Origin of the sequence: Streptomyces sp. NRRL F-525 (assembly GCF_000716605.1) — a bacterium.
In the GTDB taxonomy this organism is placed as follows: Bacteria; Actinomycetota; Actinomycetes; order Streptomycetales; family Streptomycetaceae; genus Streptomyces.
The window spans coordinates 174,900-195,803 of sequence record NZ_JNXE01000005.1 but is presented as its reverse complement, the minus strand read 5'-3'; the positions used below and the strand labels follow the sequence as shown (position 1 = coordinate 195,803).

The 20,904-nt window shown below is 71.6% G+C and carries 16 protein-coding genes; 6 read left to right on the top strand and 10 right to left on the bottom strand.

Annotated elements, in window-relative coordinates:
• The first annotated feature begins 7 nt into the window (after positions 1-7).
• Positions 8-1,207 carry a helix-turn-helix domain-containing protein gene (locus OO69_RS09930; RefSeq protein ID WP_033280103.1) on the top strand — a complete coding sequence of 400 codons (1,200 nt, stop codon included), beginning with the start codon at positions 8-10 and terminating at the stop codon, positions 1,205-1,207.
• A 350-nt stretch (positions 1,208-1,557) separates the two neighbouring features.
• On the opposite strand, the gene sucD is transcribed toward OO69_RS09930, so the two are convergent.
• From sucD to OO69_RS09900, 8 genes are all read right to left on the bottom strand, one after another.
• Positions 1,558-2,442 (bottom strand): succinate--CoA ligase subunit alpha, encoded by an 885-nt coding sequence (sucD, locus tag OO69_RS09925; RefSeq protein WP_019066811.1) that lies wholly within the window; start codon positions 2,440-2,442, stop codon positions 1,558-1,560.
• 21 nt (positions 2,443-2,463) lie between these two features.
• Positions 2,464-3,642, bottom strand: coding sequence for an ADP-forming succinate--CoA ligase subunit beta (sucC, locus tag OO69_RS09920; protein ID WP_033280102.1), 1,179 nt, complete (start codon positions 3,640-3,642; stop codon positions 2,464-2,466).
• Between the two features lie 398 nt (positions 3,643-4,040).
• On the bottom strand, positions 4,041-4,226 hold the full coding sequence (locus OO69_RS50055; protein ID WP_078652358.1) for a hypothetical protein: 186 nt from the start codon (positions 4,224-4,226) through the stop codon (positions 4,041-4,043).
• A gap of 80 nt (positions 4,227-4,306) precedes the next feature.
• A complete protein-coding gene (locus OO69_RS09915; protein WP_033280101.1) occupies positions 4,307-5,161 on the bottom strand; it encodes a hypothetical protein in 855 nt (284 codons plus the stop codon).
• A gap of 65 nt (positions 5,162-5,226) precedes the next feature.
• Positions 5,227-6,417 carry a vWA domain-containing protein gene (locus OO69_RS09910; protein ID WP_033280100.1) on the bottom strand — a complete coding sequence of 397 codons (1,191 nt, stop codon included), beginning with the start codon at positions 6,415-6,417 and terminating at the stop codon, positions 5,227-5,229.
• Positions 6,414-6,557: a hypothetical protein gene (locus tag OO69_RS51900; protein ID WP_158713368.1), complete on the bottom strand. Its 144-nt coding sequence runs from the start codon at positions 6,555-6,557 to the stop codon at positions 6,414-6,416. Before OO69_RS51900 ends, OO69_RS09910 begins: the two co-directional genes overlap by 4 nt.
• A complete protein-coding gene (locus OO69_RS09905; protein ID WP_033280099.1) occupies positions 6,554-9,037 on the bottom strand; it encodes a DUF5682 family protein in 2,484 nt (827 codons plus the stop codon). Before OO69_RS09905 ends, OO69_RS51900 begins: the two co-directional genes overlap by 4 nt.
• Positions 9,038-9,103: 66 nt before the next feature.
• The gene (locus OO69_RS09900) at positions 9,104-10,234 is read right to left on the bottom strand and encodes an ATP-binding protein (RefSeq protein WP_033280098.1); all 1,131 of its coding nucleotides are present in this window, start codon (positions 10,232-10,234) and stop codon (positions 9,104-9,106) included.
• Positions 10,235-10,450: 216 nt separating this feature from the next.
• Here OO69_RS09900 and OO69_RS09895 point away from each other — a divergent pair, with 216 nt between their 5' ends.
• Entirely contained in the window at positions 10,451-11,803 is a 1,353-nt protein-coding gene (locus tag OO69_RS09895) for an SWIM zinc finger family protein (RefSeq protein WP_033280097.1), read from the top strand.
• A 31-nt stretch (positions 11,804-11,834) separates the two neighbouring features.
• Positions 11,835-13,460 (top strand): DUF5691 domain-containing protein, encoded by a 1,626-nt coding sequence (locus OO69_RS09890; RefSeq protein WP_033280096.1) that lies wholly within the window; start codon positions 11,835-11,837, stop codon positions 13,458-13,460.
• Between the two features lie 110 nt (positions 13,461-13,570).
• Here the strand turns inward: OO69_RS09890 and OO69_RS09885 are convergent, their stop codons facing one another.
• Entirely contained in the window at positions 13,571-13,987 is a 417-nt protein-coding gene (locus OO69_RS09885) for a cobalamin B12-binding domain-containing protein (RefSeq protein WP_033280095.1), read from the bottom strand.
• Positions 13,988-14,463: 476 nt separating this feature from the next.
• On the opposite strand from OO69_RS09885, the gene OO69_RS09880 reads away from it, so the two are divergent.
• The gene (locus OO69_RS09880; protein ID WP_033280094.1) at positions 14,464-15,354 is read left to right on the top strand and encodes an esterase/lipase family protein; all 891 of its coding nucleotides are present in this window, start codon (positions 14,464-14,466) and stop codon (positions 15,352-15,354) included.
• 239 nt (positions 15,355-15,593) lie between these two features.
• Complete coding sequence (locus OO69_RS09875) at positions 15,594-17,114, top strand: M23 family metallopeptidase (protein ID WP_033280093.1); 1,521 nt, start codon at positions 15,594-15,596, stop codon at positions 17,112-17,114.
• 40 nt (positions 17,115-17,154) lie between these two features.
• Here OO69_RS09875 and pcrA read toward each other — a convergent pair whose 3' ends face one another.
• On the bottom strand, positions 17,155-19,650 hold the full coding sequence (gene pcrA, locus OO69_RS09870) for a DNA helicase PcrA (RefSeq protein ID WP_033280092.1): 2,496 nt from the start codon (positions 19,648-19,650) through the stop codon (positions 17,155-17,157).
• A 325-nt stretch (positions 19,651-19,975) separates the two neighbouring features.
• On the opposite strand from pcrA, the gene OO69_RS09865 reads away from it, so the two are divergent.
• Positions 19,976-20,836 (top strand): C40 family peptidase, encoded by an 861-nt coding sequence (locus OO69_RS09865; protein WP_420707863.1) that lies wholly within the window; start codon positions 19,976-19,978, stop codon positions 20,834-20,836.
• Positions 20,837-20,904 lie beyond the last annotated feature (68 nt).

Genomic DNA, 20,904 nt, shown 5'->3' with positions numbered 1-20,904 from the left:
GCGTTCGGTGACGCAGAGCCCTGCAACCCCGCTCCCTCCGCCCAAGGAACGCCGACGCCTGCGCGAGGCGGGCTCGCTGACGCAGGCTCAGGTCGCCGAGCGGGTGGGCGTCAGCCGCGAGACGGTGCGGTCGTGGGAGACCGGCCGTACGACACCACGTGGCCGGAAACGGGAGGCGTACGCGAAATTGCTCACCAGCCTGGGTGAAGAGGAGACGGTGACGAAGCCTCTGGCGGTCGAGCCGGTCGAGTCGGTCGGGGTTGAGGTGGTCGAGGTCGAGTTGGCCAAGGCCGAGGCCGAGATCGAGGTGGTCGAGGTCGAGGTGGTGGATGACACCGCCGTGCTCGAACCCGTCCTCGTCCCTGCCCCCGTCCCGGTCCCCGTACCGATCGACGAACCGTCCCGCGCGCCCCTGACGCCCGCTCAGGCCTTCGACGCGCTCTACGCGTTCTGCGCGCCCGCCCTCGTACGGCAGGCGTATCTGCTCACCGGGCGGCGCGAGTTGGCGCGGGAGTCCGTGGAGCGGGCGTTCCAGGTCGCGTGGCAGCGCTGGCCGGAGGTGGCGGTCGACCGTGACCCGGCCGGCTGGGTGCGGGCGGTGGCGTACGAGCACGCGCTCTCCCCCTGGCACCGGTTCCGGCCCAGATACCGCCACCCGGAACCCCCGCCGCCGGACGCCGCCGACCGCGCCCTGCTGACCGCCCTCCTCAAGCTCCCGCCGTCGTACCGCCGCACGCTTCTCCTCTTCGACGGGGTCGGGCTCGGGCTCGCGGAGACGGCGGCGGAGACGGAGGCGAGTACGCCGGCGGCGGCCAACCGGCTGCTGCACGCGCGCGAGGCGCTTGCCGCGCAGTTGCCGGAGTTGTCCGACCCGACCGAGTTGCACCGGCGGATGACCGGACTCGCCTCCACGGGGCGGTTGCACGCGGCCAAGCCGCCGACGGTTCGGTTCGTGGGCGAACGCCGGACCGTGTTCTGGACCCGGGCGGCGATCGCGTTCACCGTCGCGATCATCGGGGCGACGACGTTCACCGTGCGGGTTGCGCCCACGCGTTATGAGGCGCCGGTGCCGGTGGGGGAACGGGTGGAGGGGGTGCCTGCGCGGGTGGTGCAGGGTTCCTTGTCCGAGGAGGAGGTTGCTCTCCGGGACCGTTTGCGAAGCGGGATGACGAACGGTCCGGAGAGGTTGGCGCCGCTGAGCCGGTAGTCCGTCGACTGCGGCCCGGTGGGGGCTGGTCGCGCAGTTCCCCGCGCCCCTTAAAGACGGCCCCGTTTCAGCCGACCTGCGTTTTTAAGGGGCGCGCGGAACTGCGTCGCTCAAAAACGCAGGCCGGCCCGCGCTTTTCAGGGGCGCGGGGAACTGCGCGACCAGCCACGACGCACCCGCAGCCACCCGACAACCCATTCAGCAGGCCCGTCCTTTAGGGGCGCGGGGAACTGCGCGAACGGCCACGACGTGCCCGCGGCCGCCCGACGACCGGACCCGGTACCCCATGACGCGTCGATGGGCCCGCCCCCACCCAAGGGGACGGGCCCATCGACGTGAAGCGGGGTGGCTCAGCCGGCCAGGATCTCGCGGGCGAGCTTGGCCGTCTCGGTCGGGGTCTTGCCGACCTTGACGCCGGCGGCCTCGAGGGCCTCCTTCTTCGCGGCGGCCGTACCGGAGGAACCGGAGACGATGGCACCGGCGTGGCCCATCGTCTTGCCCTCGGGCGCGGTGAAGCCCGCGACGTAACCGACGACCGGCTTCGTCACGTTCTTCGCGATGAAGTCCGCGGCCCGCTCCTCCGCGTCGCCACCGATCTCACCGATCATCACGATCAGGTCGGTGTCGGGGTCGGCCTCGAACGCGGCCAGCGCGTCGATGTGCGTGGTGCCGATGACCGGGTCGCCACCGATGCCGACGGCGGACGAGAAGCCGATGTCACGCAGCTCGTACATCATCTGGTACGTCAGCGTGCCGGACTTCGAGACCAGGCCGATACGACCCGGCTTGGTGATGTCGCCCGGGATGATGCCGGCGTTCGACTGCCCCGGGGTGATGAGACCGGGGCAGTTCGGGCCGATGATCCGGGTCTTGTTGCCCTTCGCGACCGCGTACGCGTAGAACGCGGCCGAGTCGTGGACGGCGATGCCCTCGGTGATGACGACCGCGAGCGGGATCTCGGCGTCGATCGCCTCGACGACCGCGGCCTTGGAGAAGGCCGGCGGTACGAAGAGGACGGACACGTTCGCGCCCGTCTTCTCGATCGCCTCGGCGACCGTGCCGAAGACCGGGATCTCGGTGCCGTCGACGTCTACGGACGTGCCCGCCTTACGCGGGTTCACGCCACCGACGATGTTCGTGCCGTCGGCCAGCATGAGCTTGGTGTGCTTCATGCCCGTGGAGCCGGTCATGCCCTGGACGATGACCTTGCTGTCCTTGGTGAGGAAGATAGCCATGGCTGTTTTGTCCCTCGTCCCTTACTTCGCAGCCGCGAGCTCGGCGGCCTTGTCGGCCGCGCCGTCCATGGTGTCCACGCGCTGGACCAGCGGGTGGTTGGCGTCGGAGAGGATCTTGCGACCCAGCTCGGCGTTGTTGCCGTCGAGGCGGACGACGAGGGGCTTGGTGACTTCCTCGCCCTTGTCCGCGAGCAGCTGCAGCGCCTGGACGATGCCGTTGGCGACCTCGTCGCACGCGGTGATGCCGCCGAAGACGTTGACGAACACGGACTTGACGTCCGGGTCGCCGAGGATGATCTCCAGGCCGTTCGCCATCACGGCCGCGGACGCGCCGCCGCCGATGTCGAGGAAGTTGGCCGGCTTCACGCCACCATGGTTCTCACCGGCGTACGCGACGACGTCGAGGGTGCTCATGACGAGACCCGCGCCGTTGCCGATGATGCCGACCTCGCCGTCGAGCTTGACGTAGTTGAGGTTCTTGGCCTTGGCGGCCGCCTCAAGGGGGTTCGCCGAGTCCTTGTCCTCGAGCGCCGCGTGGTCCGCCTGGCGGAACTCGGCGTTCTCGTCGAGGGAGACCTTGCCGTCGAGCGCGATCACGCGGCCGTCGGCGACCTTCGCGAGCGGGTTGACCTCGACCAGGAGGGCGTCCTCCTTGACGAAGGTGTCCCACAGCGTCACCAGGATCTCGGCGACCTGCTCCGCGACGTCGGCCGGGAACTTGGCCTGCGCCACGATCTCGCGGGCCTTCTCGATGCTCACGCCCTCGTTGGCGTTGACCGGGACCTTCGCGAGGGCCTCGGGGTTCTCCTCCGCGACGACCTCGATCTCCACGCCGCCCTGGACGGACGCCATGGCGAGGAAGGTGCGGTTGGTGCGGTCGAGGAGGTACGAGACGTAGTACTCCTCGACGATCTCGGGCGCGGTCTCGGCGATCATCACCTTGTGGACCGTGTGGCCCTTGATGTCCATGCCGAGGATGTCCGTCGCACGCGCGACGGCCTCGTCCGGGGTGGCGGCGAGCTTCACGCCACCGGCCTTGCCACGGCCGCCGACCTTCACCTGGGCCTTGACGACGGACTTGCCACCGAGCCGCTCGGTGGCTGCGCGGGCCGCCTCAGGCGTGTCGATGACTTCACCGGCCAGCACCGGTACATCGTGCTTGGCGAAGAGGTCCCTCGCCTGATACTCGAACAGGTCCACGCGCTTCCGTCCTCAGTGATATCGCGGTTCGTTGGATGCGTGGGCGTGCCGCGAAGGGCAACGTGACGTCCGCTGTCACAAGGGAGGCGCACACGGTGACCGAGCGCGCGGCATGTCCGTCTCGCAGGTTATCGCTGCTTGCAGGGGGCCCCTAAATCGAGGGTCACACCTGAGCGGTGATACCTGTCACATGATGCCGGATTCCGTGACACGGAGTGCCGCGGGCGGGACGTACGGGCAGGTCGTTCGGGTGGGTGATTCGGGAGGCCGGCCCGGGCCGGTGGTTCGGGCGGGGCCTCACCGGGTTGGGGTTGGCCCGGCGAGGCCCCATACCGCGAGACGGACTCCGGACAGGCCGACGGCATTCGGCCGTCCGGGGTCACTGCCTCACGGAGTCGTCACTCCCAGTGCCGAACGGTCCGGGCGCAGACATTGCGTGCGGCCCGTGCACCCTGGATGGCCGCGGCGGCCCTGACTCGGGAGCCTCTCGGGACGGAAACGTGGGCGTCGACGAGGCGTCGCCGGAGTTCGGCCGGGGCAATGTCGATGTTCGTGCTCATGCTCGGGCTCGTGTTGCTGCTCATGCGTACGTCGGTTCCTCAGGCGTTCCGAAAAGGGGGGCATGGCGACATTCCGGGCAGCTCAACTGCCGGAAGGGCCCTGCCTAGCCTGGGAAGACGGGAACGTCCCGGTACCTGTCCCGGGTCTCCGCCGCGTCCGCGCCCACGACGACACCGGGCACGATCCGCACGGGTACGCGGAAGCCCAAGGTCACCGCACACGCGTCACAGTGCCGCGAGCCACCGTTGTCCACACCCGCCTGATTGCGCTGCGCGCCGTCGGGGTCGCCGACGGGTGCCTGGTGCTGAGCGGGGGTGCGTCCGGCGGAAGGAGACGGGGCGGGACGTACGGCGGCTGCGCGGCCCACGGCCCCGACGTTCGGCCCGTACGTGGCGCTGATGGCCACGTGGGTGGAGACCGCCGCGGGCTCCGAGGCGTGCCTGTGAGCCGTGGTGGCCACGCCCACGTTGCTTCCGGCGCCGTGCGAGGGCTGTGGGGTGGCGGGGACCGGCACCGGTGTCGACTGTGCCGGAAGCGTCTGCACCGGAAGAGTCGGCTCGGCGGGCAACGAGGGCAGAGCCGGCAGCGACGAAAGCGGCGGCACCTGGACCTTGGCCAACACCTCGGTCACCGCCTTCACGACCTCGGCGACCGGCTGTACGACCTGAGCCGCGGTCTCCGGAACCAGCACCGGAACCGACTTCACCACCGAAGCCACCACCGGAATCCCGGGCTCGCCCAGATGCACCGGCTGCGGCCGCGGCTGGCCCAGACGCACCGGCCGCGCCGGGACCGAACCGCCCTCCGCCGCCTGCGCCTGCCCCCCGAAGACAACGCCGAGCACGAACAACCCACCGACCAGCAGGGCGACTTGAAGCACCCGTCGACGCACACGCCGCCCAACCGCCGTACGCGTCACGCGCAGAGCGGCACCGGACAGTGCGGCGGGCCAGTTCATGAGGCGACGATCCTCGCACGGGTGTCCCCTGTACGCACAAGCCCCCTACTGCACACGCCAGTTCGTCACGCGGTGTCCGGTATCGGCAACGGCCGCTTCTCGATCGCCGCCGCCATCACCTCCGGGAACAGGTCGGGCGTACAGGCGAAGGCCGGCGCGCCCAACGCGGCCAGCGCGGAGGCGTGTTCGCGGTCGTAGGCGGGCGTGCCCTCGTCGGAGAGCGCGAGCAGGGTCACGAACTGCACCCCCGACGCCTTCATCGCCGCCACCCGCTTCAGCATCTCGTTCCGAATGCCCCCCTCATAGAGGTCGCTGATCAGCACGACCACCGTCTCGGCGGGCCGGGTGATCTGCGACTGGCAGTACGCGAGCGCCCTGTTGATGTCCGTACCGCCGCCGAGCTGGGTCCCGAAGAGCACGTCCACCGGGTCGTCGAGCTGGTCGGTGAGGTCGACGACCGCCGTGTCGAAGACGACGAGCCGGATGTTGATCGACCGCATCGACGCCAGCACCGCCCCGAACACGGAGGCGTAGACGACCGACGCCGCCATCGAACCGGACTGGTCGATGCAGAGGATGACCTCCTTCTTCACGGACTGGGACGCCCGCCCGTATCCGATCAGCCGCTCCGGCACGATCGTCCGGTACTCGGGCAGGTAGTGCTTGAGGTTGGCCGCGATCGTGCGGTTCCAGTCGATGTCGTGGTGGCGCGGCCGGTTGATACGGGCGCTGCGGTCGAGCGCGCCGGTGAGGGTGGCCCGGGTGCGGGAGGCGAGCCGCTTCTCCAGGTCCTGGACGACCTTGCGGACGACCGCCCGCGCCGTCTCCTTCGTGGTCTCCGGCATCGCCTTGTTGAGGGAGAGCAGCGTGCCGACGAGATGCACGTCGGCCTCGACCGCCTCCAGCATCTCCGGTTCGAGAAGCAGCGCGGACAGCCCGAGCCGGTCGATGGCGTCGCGCTGCATGACCTGGACGACGGAGGACGGGAAGTACGTCCGGATGTCCCCGAGCCAGCGCGCGACGGACGGCGCCGACGCCCCGAGCCCCGCCGAACGGTCCTTCGCCGCCCGCCCCTTGTCCTGCCTGCCGTACAGCGCGGCCAGCGCCCCGTCCATCGCGGCGTCCTGCCCGGACAGCTCGCACCCGGTGCCGTCCGCCGCGTCACCCCCGAGCACCAGCCGCCACCGCCGCAACCGCTCCTGGCCGGGCTGCCCGGGATCCGCGACCCCGCCGACCGCGACCGCCTCGGCCGTCATCCGCGCACCCCCGTACGCAGTCCTTCCCACAGCGGTACGACCCGCGCGGCCGTCACCGGCCGGTCCACGCCCCCACCGGCACGCGCCAGTTGGACCCGCTCCCCCGGCCTCCGCGTGCCCTGCCTGCTGTTGCCCGTCATCCCGCCACCCCCACAAGCTCGTTGTCGTCCAGCCCCAGCAGCAGCCGCAGCACCGGCACCACCGCGTCCGCGCGCCCCGCGTCCAACTCTGCCCCGAACCCGGGTATCCCGGCCGCCGTCGCCGCCGTACCCACCTGCTTCCCCGGTCCGCGCCGCACCAACTCCCCGAGTGTCCGGCGCACTCCGGGCTCGTACGACGAGAATGTTCGCCGCAGCAAAGGCAGTACGTCCGTGAACGCCTCCGCCGGCACCCCGGTCAGCCACGCGTCCACCAGTCCGAGCAACCGCTCGTCGTGCACGAGGAGCAGCCCACCCCCGCCGCCGACGAACCCCTCGATCCACGCGGCCGCGTCGGCGGGCGGTGTCCCGGGCGAGAGCACGAGCCCCATCAGCCGGGCCGCCTCGTCCGGCCCCAACTCGCCTTCGTCCAGCAGGAGTCGTACGGCTCGGCCCCGGATGACGCCGGGGACGGTGTCCCGCGCGGAGAGCGTGCGGAGGACCGCGCGCCAGCGGTCACGCAGGCCACCGTGACCAGGTCCCGGGCCATGTCCGTCGCTCTGCCCAGGCTCAGAGGTGTCACCGTGGCCGGTTCCAGAGGCGTCGCCCAACAGCGCCACCGCCCCGTGCACCGCGTCCACATGCCGCCGCATCTCCTCCGCGGCATCCGCGTCGAGGGCCGCGCAGGCCGGGGGCAGCCCGACGAAGACGCGCTCGGCGAGGCCGGCCGCGACCTCCGTCAGCGCGCCGGTGTCGGTGCCTCGTACGTCGCCGTAGCGCAGCGAACGGACCAACGCGGGCAGCGCCTGGGCGAGATGACCGACGTCGGTGTCGAGGGCCGCGCGGTCGGCGAGGACCTTCATCACTACTGGGAGCGCGTCCGGCAGTTCGGCCAGCAGGCAGTGCTCGGCGAGGGCGGTGACGTCGGCGAGGCTCTGCGCCCCGACGGCGTCCGCCTCCGCCTTCGCGGTCGCCGCCGCGAGCACGGTGGTCCCCCAGACCCCCGCCTCGGCGACCCGCACCGCCAACTCCGGCTCCCAGCGCAGCCGCCAGGTCTCCCGGAACGTACCCGTGCTCCCCCGCGACGCGGTCGGCTCGCCCCACTCGACACCCAGCAGCCGCAGCCGGTGCAGGAGCCTGCTGCGCCCGGCGTCGGTCTCCTTGCGCAGGTCGAGCTCCAACTCCCGCTCCAGCGCCTCCGGTTTGATCCGCAGCCTGCGCTGCGACCGGTCGAGGTCACGCTGCAACGGCACGGCAGGCGCACCCGGCGGCACCTCGCCCAGCACATCCCCGACGACGAGCCGGTCGTGCACCAGCGCCAGCGGGATGTCCGAGCCCTCGCACATCACCGCCCGCACCGCGTCGGTGGTCTCCCCGAGTCCCGGCAACGGCCGCCCGCGCATCACGGCAAGCGTCTCCGCCAGCCGTACGGCCTCGATGACATGGGCCGGGGAGACGATCCGGTCCTCCTCCCGGAACAGTCCCGCCACCTTGGTCATCCACCGCTCGACCGGCCGGTCCGGGGCGCTGAACAGATGGCCGTACCAGCCCGGCGAGTCGATCCCCGCGCCGTACCCGCTGGCCCGCGACAGCCGGCGGTGCGTCCACGGCACCCAGGTCAGATCGGCCTTGACCTTGGGCAGCCCCTTCAGCAGCGCACGGTCCGCGGCGACGGACGCCTTCTGCCGCAGCGCCGGCACATGCCAGGCCCCGCACACCACGGCCACGTCGTCCTCGAACTCCCGCTGCGCCGCCCGCACTTGGAGCCGCATATACGCCTCACGCACCAGATCCCGCTCGTGCCCGCCGACCCCGTACGTCTCGCGCAGCGCCCCCATCGCCTCCTCCAGCGCGGTGAACGGCGCGAACGCGTCCCGCTCCCCCACACCCCGGTGCTCGACGACGTCCTCCCACCAGCGCTCGGGATCGTCGTAGCCGGCGGCCTCGGCGAGGACGGCGAGGGGATCGACACGGATGTCGGTGCCCGGGTCTGAGGGGTCCGGGCCGGAGGGATCCGAAGCGGAAGGGGATTCGCTGGACGGAGTCCCGGCGGCCGGGGTCTCTGCGGTCGGGGGCTCGGCAGTCGGGCCCGGCGGCTGCTCCTCCCCCGTCAACTCGCCCTCGGCGTCGTCCTTTCCCCACGCCAGCGTGTGCGTGGCCGGGAGGTCGATGAAACGGGCCGGGACCTCGTGCTCCAGCGCCCATCGGATGGCGACCCACTCCGGGGAGAACTCGGCCAGCGGCCAGAAGGCCGAGCGGCCCGGCTCGTCCACGGCGTGGCCGAGGAGCGCGACCGGCGGCCGCATGTCCTCGTCGGCGGCCAGCGGGATCAACGCGTCGGCCTCCGGCGGCCCTTCGATCAGGACGACCCGCGGCCGGGCCGCGTCCAGCGCCGCCCGCACGGCCCGCGCCGAACCGGGCCCGTGATGCCGCACCCCGAGCAACAGCGGTCCGGCGCCCCGGCCCCCCTCAACTCCTGCCACTCCGTCCCCCTCCCCTCCGGGTCAGACTCCACGCGGAGTCGTCGTCGACCGTCCCCCTGAAGCCGCTCACGCGCTCACCTCCCGGCAGGCCCGGTAGAAGTCCTTCCAGCCGTCGCGTTCGCGGACGACCGCCTCCAGGTACTCCTGCCAGATGACCCGGTCGGCCGCCGGATCGCGGACGACGGCGCCGAGGATGCCCGCGGCGACATCGCTGGGCCGCAGCAGTCCGTCGCCGAAGTGGGCCGCCAGGGCAAGGCCGTTGGTGACGACGGAGATCGCCTCAGCGGTCGACAGCGTGCCGCTGGGCGACTTGAGCTTCGTCCGCCCGTCCGCCGTGATCCCGTCGCGCAGTTCGCGGAAGACGGTCACCACGCGGCGGATCTCGTCGACGCCCTCGGGCACGGCGGGCAGGTCGAGGGAGCGGCCGATCTGGTCGACGCGGCGGGCGACGATCTCGACCTCGGCGTCCGCGCTCTCCGGCAACGGCAGCACCACCGTGTTGAAACGGCGGCGCAGCGCGCTGGAGAGGTCGTTGACTCCACGGTCGCGGTCGTTGGCCGTGGCGATGAGATTGAAGCCGCGGACGGCCTGCACCTCCTGCCCCAACTCCGGTATCGGCAACGTCTTTTCCGACAGGATCGTGATGAGCGAGTCCTGTACGTCGGCCGGGATCCGGGTCAGCTCCTCGACCCGCGCGGTCATCCCCTCCGCCATGGCCCGCATGACGGGGCTGGGCACGAGGGCGCCACGGCTCGGGCCGTTGGCCAGCAGCTGCGCGTAGTTCCAGCCGTAGCGGATCGCCTCCTCCGGGGTGCCGGCGGTGCCCTGCACGATCAGGGTCGAGTCACCGCTGACCGCCGCCGCGAGGTGCTCGGACACCCAGGTCTTCGCCGTGCCGGGCACGCCGAGCAGCAGCAGGGCGCGGTCGGTGGCGAGGGTGGTGACGGCGACCTCGACGATGCGGCGCGGGCCGACGTACTTCGGCGTGATCACCGTGCCGTCCGGCAGCGTGCCGCCGAGCAGATAGGTGGCGACCGCCCACGGCGACATCTTCCAGCGGACCGGACGCGGCCGGTCGTCCTGCGCGGCCAGCGCGGCGAGTTCACCGGCAAAGGCGTCTTCGGCGTGCGGCCGCAACGCCTCGTCCGACGGCTTCTCGTTCGCCTGCTCAGGCGTGGTTCCTACGGACACAGTCATGGCTGAGGCCCCCTCCAGCTCGGCCGGTTCGGATCTGGTGTCCACCTTGCACGACCCCACTGACAACGCGTTCCGACCTGCGAAAACGCGTTCGCGAAGCCGGTCGCGGGACCGTCCGCACCACCACCCGCAGCCCGCCTGCACCCCAGCGCCCCGCCAGCCGCCCGCCGCCCGCTCGCGGACCGATTGTCAGTGCCGGGATCTACCTTCGATGACATGACTCAGCAGGGGGTGCGCTGGACGGCTGATCAGGTGCTGGCACTGGCGCCTGACGCAGCGTCACGCAAAGCGGGAAGCAAGCTCGGGGCGGCGGGGCCGTGGTCCGAGGCGGGCAGTTCTGACGAGGGGACGGTGTGGGGGCTGTGCAAGGGCAGTGGCAGCAAGCCGTATCAGACGGTCGTCGACATCGCGGACACCGCGGGTCCGGCGTACAAGTGCAGTTGCCCGAGCCGCAAGTTCCCGTGCAAGCACGCGCTGGGACTGCTGCTGTTGTGGGCGGGCGAGGACGGCGCGGTCCCGTCGCGGCAGGCGCCGGGCTGGGCCGAGGAGTGGCTGGCGGGGCGGCGGAAGCGGACGGAGGAGAAGCGGGCGGCGGGGGCGTCCGCTTCCCCGGCCGCCGCTGATCCGGAAGCCGCGCGGCGCCGGGCGGAGCGCCGGGCCGAGCGGATCACCGCGGGTGCGGGCGAGCTGGAGCAGCGGCTGACGGACCTGCTGCGCACCGGCCTGGCCTCGGCGGAGCAGGCGGGGTACGGACTGTGGGAGGAGACCGCGGCCCGCATGGTCGACGCCCAGGCCCCCGGACTGGCCGCGCGCGCAAGGGAGTTGGGGGCGATCCCGTCCTCGGGCCCCGGCTGGCCGGTCCGCCTGCTGGAGGAGAGCGCCCTGCTCCACCTCCTCGACCAGGCCTGGCTGCGCCGCGAGCACCTGCCCGACGACCTGGCGGCCACGGTCCGCTCCCGCATCGGCCTGCCCGCCGCACCGGACGGCCCGCCCCTGCGCGACCACTGGCTGGTCCTCGCCCAGTACGACACGACGGACCCGAAACTGACGACCCGAAGAATCTGGCTGCACGGCACGGACTCGGGCCGCACGTCCCTCCTCCTCTCCTACGGCGCCGCCGGCCGCGCCCCCGAGCTGGCGCTGCCCATGGGGCTCGCCCTGGACGCGGAGGTGTCCGCGTTCCCGGGCGCCGGACAGCTCCGGGCGTCCCTGGGTGAGCAGTTCGCGGCACCTTCGCCTACGACGGCACGGCCGCAAGGGGTGACGACGGCTCAGGCCGCCGTCCACTACGGGGAAGCGCTACGGCACGACCCCTGGCTGGATTCCGTCCCCGTGACGCTGGACCGGGTCGTCCCCACCCCGGACGGCGACTCCTGGCAACTGGCGGACGCCGACGCGGACTTGGCGCTCCCTCTCACGCCCACCGCCCGTTCCCGCCCCGGCCTGTGGCGGCTCGTTGCCCTCTCCGGCGGCGCCCCGGTGAAGGTCTTCGGCGAACTGGGCCACCGGGGTTTCACCCCACTGACGGCCTGGCCGGAGGGGGCGGGAGAGCCGGTGTCCCTGTGCTGAGCCCACTCACCAACTCGACGGAAGGCACCGCATGAACAGCACCTCCGCTCCGGCGCCCCCGGCGGGCGACTGGGAAGAGCTCGTCACCGCCGCGCTGCTCGGCACGGACCGTCGTACGCCTCCGGGGTGCGCGCCGGGCCAGGACGCACCCGTGGCCCTGCTGGACGCGGCGGCCGTGGAGACCGTACGGCGGCGGGCGGGGCTGACTCCGACGCGGGCGGCCGAGCGTCCGGAACCGGCCGCGCCCGACGCGCGTCCGGCGCTGCCCGCCGCGGCGGCGCGCAGGCTGGCGATGCTGCTGACCGACCGTCCGGGTACGGGCGGTGGGGGCCGTAGGGGCACCTCGCCGGATCTCATGGAGCTGCTGCCCCAGTGGCTGACGGCGGCCAACGCGCGCGGGTTCGCCGCCCCCGTCCAGGCCTTGCCCGCGCTGCTGGACGCGGCCCGGGGGCGTACGGATCTGCGGCCGGCGGCGCTGGAGTTCGCGGGCCCGCGCGCGCTGTGGCTGGCCCGGCTGAACCCGGACTGGCGGTTCGCCCTGCGCGCGACGCCGGGCGGCGGCACGGCCCTGCCGGACCTCGCCGACCCGGAGCAGGTCCAACTGCTGTGGCAGGAGGGGCTGTTCGCCGAGCGGGTCGCCCTGCTCGCGGCGATACGGACGCACCGGCCGCCCGCCGCGCGGGAGTTGCTCGTCACGACCTGGGCGACGGAGCGGGCCGAGGACCGGCTGATGTTCCTCGACTCGCTGCGGATGAGGCTCTCCGCCGAGGACGAGCCCTTCCTGGAGCAGGCGTTGGCCGACCGGAGCCGCAACGTCCGTGCCACGGCGGCGGAGTTGCTGTCGGCGCTCCCCGGTTCGGCGCTCGCCGCGCGGATGGCGGTCCGGGCGTCGGCCTGCGTGGCCGTCGACCGTACGCGCGAGGAACCGGGCCTGGTGGTCGAGGCGCCGCACGAGTGCGACTCGGGGATGGAGCGGGACGGTGTGGTGGCCAAGGCTCCGGCGGGTCGGGGTGAACGCTCGTGGTGGCTCGGCCAGTTGGTGGAGGCGACGCCGCTCGGGACCTGGGAGCGGCGGCTCGGCGGACGTACGCCCGCGGAGATCGTGGCGCTTCCGGTGGCGGACGACTGGCGGAGCGAGTTGCACGCCGCGTGGTGCCGGGCGGCGGTACGGCAGCGGAACGCCGAGTGGGCCCGGGCGCTGCTGGGGACTCCGTCGGCACCGGAGGCGGGCGGGCCGGGGGCCGTGTCCCTGGCCGAGCGCGCCAAGCTGCTCAGCACGCTGGGCGGGGGCGAACGGGCCGACTGGGTCGCCGGGTTCATCGCGGCGCAGGGGCTGTCCGAGGCGTTTCAGCTGCTCGGGGTGTGTGCGGTGCCGTGGGCTGCGCCGCTTGGGCGGGCTGTCGTGGACGCGCTCAACATCGCGCGGGACGCGGGGAGTTACCCGTGGAGTTTCAGTGGGGTGATGGGGCTGGCCGAGCGGTGTCTCGATCCGGGCGAGGCGGGTCGGCTGGACGGGTTGCTGGCGGTGCCGGACGAGACGGAGGATGCGGCGCCGGGTGCGGGGGGTTATTGGGCGGAGGCGTTTCAGCGGCTGGTCACGACGTTGCGGTTGCGCGCGGCGATGACGGAGGAACTAGGGGTGTTGGAGGCGCCGTAGAAGCTTGGGGGCTGTGCCCCCAAACCCCCCTTCGGCCTGAACGGCCTCGTCCTCAAACGCCGGACGGGCTGAAAACGCCGGCCCGCGCTGAAAAGAAACCCCTGCAGGCCCTACGCCCCGGCCGGCTGCCGGACGTTCTCCCGCACCCAGTCCACGATCGCCTGCGTCGTCGCCCCGGGCGTGAAGATCTCCGCGACGCCCTTCTCCTTGAGGGGGGCGATGTCCGCCTCCGGGATGATGCCGCCGCCGAAGACGAGGATGTCCTCCGCCTCGCGCTGCTTGAGGAGGTCGATGACCGCGGCGAAGAGGGTGTTGTGGGCGCCGGAGAGGATGGAGAGGCCGATCGCGTCGGCGTCCTCCTGGATCGCGGTGTCGACGATCTGCTCGGGGGTCTGGTGGAGGCCGGTGTAGATGACCTCCATACCTGCGTCGCGCAGCGCCCGCGCGATCACCTTGGCCCCGCGATCGTGGCCGTCGAGCCCCGGCTTGGCCACCACCACGCGGATCGGACCGGCTGCCACACCCATCACTGCCTCCATGAAGCGACTGCGTTCATCCCTACCCACGGGTACCGCGGTACCCGCATCAGTGCGGGAAGTGAACGAACGTTATCTCCAGCATCCCGCAACCGGCAGTTTCGCGGCGGATACCGAGGGGGAAATCACACGATGGGACACGTTCACCGCGCAGCGTTCCAGCGGGAACAAGCGCACCGGGAGCCGCAACGAGGTCGCCGTACCACCGCGCCGCAGGCCGCGCGGCCCGGTGGTACGGCGCATCGGCGCAGGCACGTAGGGCACGCAGGGCAGGTACGGCACGACAGCGGGAAGCCTCGTCGCCAGACCGACAGGGCTCCTCGGTACATCGACGGCGTCGGTCACGCCGTGCGCCGCACCCACCCCACGCGTACCCCTCGGGCACCGCCGGTGATCCTCGCCGTGGCCTCCCACGAGGGCACACGGGGGACGGAGCTGTCGTTCCGTGTGCCGACAGGAGGTCGGCCATGAAGGTCACCGGGGTCGCAGCGCCCTTTCTCCCGCTATGTCAGCGCCTCCTGCCCAGCAGGCTGGCGGGCCTCTCGATGACCCTCCTGAAAGCGACCGCCCTGGAGATCGTGATCCTCGCGGGCCACCTCCTCCTCTATCCCTCCGGCATCACCCAGGAACACCGGGAACCCCTGCCCGAGCCGCCCGCACCGGAGGACGCGACGCAGCTGCCGACCGAGGCGAAGCCGCCGGTGGTGCTGCTGCACGGGTTCATCGACAACCGCTCGGTCTTCGTGCTGCTGCGCCGTTCCCTGGCCCAGCACGGCCGCCGACAAGTCGAGTCCCTCAACTACTCGCCGCTGACCTGCGACATCCGCACCGCCGCCGAACTGCTCGGCCGACACATCGAGGAGATCTGCGAGCGCACCGGCAGCCGGGAGGTCGACATCGTTGGGCACAGCCTCGGCGGGCTGATCGCGCGGTACTACGTGCAGCGGCTCGGCGGCGACCTGCGGGTCCGCACGCTGGTGACGCTCGGCACCCCGCACTCCGGCACGGCCGTCGTCCCGCTGGCCAACGCCCACCCGATCGTCCGGCAGATGCGGCCCGGCTCGCCGGTGATCGAGGAGCTGGCCCGCCCCGCGCCCGGCTGCCGTACGCACTTCGTCAGTTTCTGGAGCGACCTCGACCACCTGATGGAGCCGCTGGAGACGGCCTGCGTCGACCATCCCGACCTGATCGCCCAGAACGTCCAGGTCAGCGGCATCGGCCACCTCGCCCTGCCGGTCCACCCGGCCGTCGCGACCGGCATCCGCCAGGCCCTCGACACCCCGCTGCCAAAAACCCCGGCCGCGAACCGCACCGGCGCCCACGCGAGCCCCCACGCCGGAGGTCTGACAGTGGCCTGACCGGATACCGACAGCGGGCACACAGCACCCCGAAGATCGAACGCTATTCGAACCCACGGCCAAACCCGTGCCCGCCGTCCCCCGAAACACGGCCGAATGCCCGTTTCCTGCTGACGCGAAACCTGACGAAGATTGTCGTGCCCGCATACTGCCGGGTACAGTCCACCGCACTGCTCTGGCAGCCCCTGTTGTCGAGGCGAATAGAGAAGTTGGTGAACGATCGTCACCCGTCGGGGACCATGACCACCCCGGCTCCGGCTTCCGATGCCACCTCGGCGCACTACGCGTCGTACGGCGGGCAGGACGCCCAGTACGGTGACTTCACCACGTACGGCGACCACACCGCCACGGATTTCCACCCGGGCGCGGCCGCCCAGGCCACCGCGACCTTCGCGACCGACCCCCTCTTCGGCGACATGCCGGGCGGCGGTCAGAGCCACGGCCACGACACCGGCGCCTACGACTCCTCCGGCTGGTCCACGGGTGCCCAACACACCCTGAACTACGACCCGTACGCGGCCCAGCACCACGCCGCCTACGACACGGGCGCCTACGAGACCACCGCCTGGTCGGCCGACTACCAGCAGCTGTCCGCCATCCCGCCGCAGACCGGTGCCCCCGATGTCAGCGGCCAGTGGGACGCGAACGCCTGGCTCCAGCCCGACACTTCGGCGCATGCCGCCACCCCCGCCGACCAGACCCAGCAGTGGCAATGGGGCACGCAGACCTTCGACACCGGCACGTACGACGCCACGCAGTGGAACGCCGACGGCACCGCCGCCGACGCGACCACCACCTTTGAACAGGCGTCGTACGACGGGACGCACGAGGGCACGTACGACGAACCCGCCCCGGAAGACGGCGAGTTGACCGGCGAGTTGACCGCCACCGGCGAGATGCCCGTCCTCGACGAGGCCGAGCCGGAACCGGACGCGTCCTCGTCGCAGCCCGAACTCCTCGACGACCAGGAGGAGTTCACCCCCTCCGCGGCCCCGGCCGGTTCGCGCGCCGCGGCCCGCAACGGGAGCCGTTCCCGCCGCCGTACGCCCCCGAAGCGGTCCGCGCTGATGACCATCGCCGTACCGTCCGCGTGTGTGATGGGGGTCGCCGGGATCGCCGCCGCGTCCGTCGGCACGTTCACCGGCGGCAGCGACACGACGGCCTCCGCGTCCGACGCGACCTCGGTCAAGCCGTCCGTCGCGAACAACAAGCTGGACGCCCAGATCAAGAGCCTGTCGGCCGGTGCCGACGACTTCGCCGACCGGGCCAGCCGTACGCAGGAACGTATCGACCTCAAGGCCCAGCAGGAGGCCGAGAAGAAGAAGGCGGCGGCGGAGGCGGCCCGCAAGGAGCGGCTGCGCCCCAAGTACGTGCTGCCGGTGACGCAGAAGGGCCTCAGCGCCTACTTCGGCCAGGCCGGCGTCAACTGGATGTCCGTGCACACGGGCATCGACTTCCCCGTCTCGTACGGCACGAACGTGATGGCCGCGACCGACGGCGTCGTCTCCACGAAGTGGAACAGCGCCTACGGCAACATGCTGATCCTCACGGAGAAGGACGGCACGCAGACCTGGTACTGCCACCTCTCCAGCTACCGGGTCGCCTCCGGTACGACGGTGAAGGCCGGCGACTCGATCGCGTACTCCGGGAACTCCGGCAACTCCACCGGCCCGCACCTGCACTTCGAGGTGCGCCCGGCGGGCGGGGCGGCGATCGACCCGCTCCCGTGGCTCCGCAGCCACGGGCTCGACCCGACCTAAGCCGCCGCCCCAACTCCCTTACGACTCAAGCCAGTACGGCTTACAGCTTCTCCACGGGCGCGTACCGCAGCAGCAGCCGCTTCGGCTTCGGCTCCCCGAAGTCGACCGTCGCCTCCGCGTTCGCCCCCGTGCCGTTCACGCCGACCACCGTGCCGAGCCCGAACTGGTCGTGCGTGACCCGGTCGCCGACGGCCAGTGCCACGACCGGCTTCTCCGAGGTGCGGCGGGTGGCGAAGCCCGAGGCGCCCGCCGCCGACGAGCGCGAGCGGGACGAGGACAGCGAGGACGCGATACCCGAGGCCGGTCCCGTCGACGGCGGAGCGGCCATCGCGCCGGTCCGCTTCCACTCCACGTGCGCCGCCGGGATCTCCTCCAGGAAGCGGGAGGGCGGGTTGTACGACGGCTGTCCCCACGCGCTGCGCAGCGACGAGCGGGTCAGGTAGAGGCGTTCCCGCGCGCGCGTGATGCCCACGTACGCGAGGCGCCGCTCCTCCTCCAGCTCCTTGGCCTGGCCGAGGGCGCGCATGTGCGGGAAGACGCCGTCCTCCATGCCGGTGAGGAAGACGACCGGGAACTCGAGGCCCTTGGCGGTGTGCAGGGTCATCAGCGTGATGACTCCGGAGCCGTCCTCGTCCTCGTCGGGGATCTGGTCGGAGTCGGCGACCAGCGCCACCCGCTCCAGGAAGGCGGCGAGCCCGACCGGCGTCTCGCTCTCCCCGTCACTGTTCTCCTGCTCGAACTCGAGCGCTACGGCGGCGAGTTCCTGGAGGTTCTCGATGCGGGTCTCGTCCTGCGGGTCGGTGGAGGCCTGCAACTCGGCGAGGTAGCCGGTGCGTTCGAGGATCGCCTCCAGGACCGTCGCCGGGCCCGCGCCGGACTCGACGATCGTCCGGAGGTCCTCCATCAGCGTGTTGAACTTCTTGACCGCGTTCGTCGACCGCGCGGCCATGCCGTAGGCCTCGTCGACGCGCTTCAACGCCTGCGGGAAGCTGATCTTCTCGCGCTGCGAGAGGGCGTCGATCATCGCCTCGGCGCGCTCGCCGATGCCGCGCTTGGGGACGTTGAGGATGCGGCGCAGCGGGACCGCGTCCTCCGGGTTGGCCAGGACGCGCAGGTAGGCCAGGACGTCCCGGACCTCCTTGCGCTCGTAGAAGCGGACACCGCCGACGACCTTGTAGGGCAGGCCGACGCGGATGAAGATCTCCTCGAAGACACGGGACTGGGCGTTCGTCCGGTAGAAGACGGCGACGTCTCCGGCCTTCGCGTCACCCGCGTCGGTGAGACGGTCTATCTCCTCGGCGACGAACTGCGCCTCGTCGTGCTCCGTGTCCGCGACATAGCCGGTGATCTGCGCGCCCGCGCCCGCGTTGGTCCACAGGTTCTTGGGGCGGCGGGACTCGTTGCGCTCGATGACCGCGTTGGCCGCGCTCAGGATCGTCTGCGTGGAGCGGTAGTTCTGCTCCAGGAGGATCGTCGTCGCGTTCGGGTAGTCCTCCTCGAACTGGAGGATGTTGCGGATCGTCGCCCCGCGGAAGGCGTAGATCGACTGGTCGGCGTCACCCACGACGCACAACTCGGCGGGCGGCAGGTCGTGTTCGCTGGGCGGGACGTCGACCGGGTGCTCGGAGGTGCCGACCAGCTCGCGCACCAGCGCGTACTGCGCGTGGTTGGTGTCCTGGTACTCGTCGACCATGACGTGCCTAAAGCGGCGGCGGTAGTGCTCGGCGACGTCCGGGAAGGCGCGCAGCAGGTTGACCGTCGTCATGATGAGGTCGTCGAAGTCGAGGGCGTTGGCCTCGCGCAGCCGCGACTGGTACATCGCGTAGGCCTGGGCGACGGTCTTCTCGAAACCGTCGGCGGCCTGGGCGGCGAAGTCCTCCTCGTCGATCAGCTCGTTCTTCAGGTTCGAGATCTTGGCGCTGAAGGACTTCGGGGGGAAGCGCTTCGGGTCGAGGTCCAGGTCGCGGCAGACCAGGGCCATCAGCCGCTTGGAGTCGGCGGCGTCGTAGATCGAGAACGAGGACGTGAAGCCGAGCTTCTTCGACTCGCGGCGCAGGATGCGGACGCACGCGCTGTGGAAGGTCATCACCCACATCGCGTTGGCGCGCGGGCCGACGAGCTGCTCGACGCGCTCCTTCATCTCGCCCGCGGCCTTGTTCGTGAAGGTGATCGCGAGGATCTGCCCGGGGTGCACATTGCGCTCGCCGAGGAGGTAGGCGATGCGGTGGGTGAGCACGCGGGTCTTGCCGGAGCCGGCGCCGGCCACGATGAGCAGCGGGGTGTCGGAGTGGACGACGGCCGCGCGCTGGTTCTCGTTCAGCCCGTCGAGCAGCGCCGCCGGGTCGGCCACCGGACGGGGGGCGCCGTCCCGGTAGTGGGCGTCTCTGCTCGCGGGCACGTCGAACTTCCCGCCGAACAGGTCGTCCGGAATCGGCTCCGGTCCGTGCTCGTCCTCGGGCGGGGGCGGGGGCTCTCCCTCGTGGGCACGGGGGCCCTGGAGATCCGCCAGGAAGCTGTCGTCAAAGAGGCTGCTCATCGCCTTCCGAGTTTAGGGCGCCCCACTGACAACCGACTGCCACCCCGAAAACTCGGGAAAATTCACGGTCCAGAACCGGTCGGTCACGACCAGCGACGACCGACCCCGAGCATGGCCAAGCTCACGGCCGCGTACCGGGCATATCGGCCATCAACCTTCACACAAGCCACACGAATTGGTTAGCGTTCGATCAAGCCGTACGACCCCGCCGACCTGGGGTGCGTCGGTCCAACTCCCGTTCCGGGCACGGACCGTAGGCATCATCTGGAAGGAGTCGTCTCCTTTGGCGTCGTCGCACCGCAAGCCGCGTTCCGCGGGTTCGCGCATCGCAGGCATATGGACCCCCGCCGCCGACGACGGCGACCGGAGCCTCGGAGAGGTCGAGCGGAAGGTCGACGACCTCTACCGGCGGGCGGAGTCGGGGACCGAGACGTACAACGCGACCAGGGAGAGGGCGGCCAGGCAGCGCGGGCGCGTCGACACCGGCCCGGAGGACGTGCCCAAGCTCGCGCGGACGCTCAACTCCGCGCGGGAGCGGCTGGGTTCGTTCACCGCCGCGCAGTACCGCACCAGGGCCTCCGCCCCGGACGCCTCGACGTTCCTGCTCCCGGACACCCCACAGGACTACTTCGAGCAGGCCCAGCTGATGAGCCGGCTGACCAGCCGCCAGAAGAACGCGGTTCGGCATGAGACGCCCGAGAGCCTCCCCACGCCCGACGACACGCAGAGCGACCTGAGGACGGCCAAGGCCACGGTCCAGAAGAAGCTCTCCACCGCGCGCGAACTGCTGGCGCGGCCGACCGCGCGGAAGCGGCAGGAGGCGGCGGCGCTCGCGCAGCAGCAGGCAGTCGCCTTCGCCCGCGCGCAGGTCGGCAAGCCGTACGTCTGGGGCGCCGCCGGACCCGGCTCGTACGACTCCTCGGGCCTCACCCAGGCCGCCTGGAAGGCCGCCGGGGTGACCCTCCCGCGCGTGATCACCGACCAGGCGAACGCCGGCACGACGGTCTCCCTTGCCGACGCGCAACCCGGTGACCTGGTCTTCTTCCACGACGACATCACCCACGTCGGTGTCTACGTAGGCGACGGCACGATGATCCACGCCCCGAAGCCCGGCGCCTACGTCCGCGAGGAGCCTGTCCACCACGACGGCGCGGCGACCGTCCACAGCGTGGTGCGGCCGGCCTGAGCGGGTTCTCGGCACGCACACACGCGTGCAGGTGTTTTTGAGCCCCACGCGCGCGTGGCCCGTCGTCG

Excerpts from the sequence above, each read along its gene's own strand:
- sucD (WP_019066811.1), bottom strand. The coding sequence starts at position 2,442 with ATGGCTATCTTCCTCACCAAGGACAGCAAGGTCATCGTCCAGGGCATG.
- OO69_RS50055 (WP_078652358.1), bottom strand. The coding sequence starts at position 4,226 with ATGAGCAGCAACACGAGCCCGAGCATGAGCACGAACATCGACATTGCC.
- OO69_RS09915 (WP_033280101.1), bottom strand. The coding sequence starts at position 5,161 with ATGAACTGGCCCGCCGCACTGTCCGGTGCCGCTCTGCGCGTGACGCGT.
- OO69_RS09910 (WP_033280100.1), bottom strand. The coding sequence starts at position 6,417 with ATGACGGCCGAGGCGGTCGCGGTCGGCGGGGTCGCGGATCCCGGGCAG.
- OO69_RS51900 (WP_158713368.1), bottom strand. The coding sequence starts at position 6,557 with ATGACGGGCAACAGCAGGCAGGGCACGCGGAGGCCGGGGGAGCGGGTC.
- OO69_RS09900 (WP_033280098.1), bottom strand. The coding sequence starts at position 10,234 with ATGACTGTGTCCGTAGGAACCACGCCTGAGCAGGCGAACGAGAAGCCG.
- OO69_RS09895 (WP_033280097.1), top strand. The coding sequence starts at position 10,451 with ATGACTCAGCAGGGGGTGCGCTGGACGGCTGATCAGGTGCTGGCACTG.
- OO69_RS09890 (WP_033280096.1), top strand. The coding sequence starts at position 11,835 with ATGAACAGCACCTCCGCTCCGGCGCCCCCGGCGGGCGACTGGGAAGAG.
- OO69_RS09885 (WP_033280095.1), bottom strand. The coding sequence starts at position 13,987 with ATGGGTGTGGCAGCCGGTCCGATCCGCGTGGTGGTGGCCAAGCCGGGG.
- OO69_RS09880 (WP_033280094.1), top strand. The coding sequence starts at position 14,464 with ATGAAGGTCACCGGGGTCGCAGCGCCCTTTCTCCCGCTATGTCAGCGC.
- OO69_RS09875 (WP_033280093.1), top strand. The coding sequence starts at position 15,594 with ATGACCACCCCGGCTCCGGCTTCCGATGCCACCTCGGCGCACTACGCG.
- pcrA (WP_033280092.1), bottom strand. The coding sequence starts at position 19,650 with ATGAGCAGCCTCTTTGACGACAGCTTCCTGGCGGATCTCCAGGGCCCC.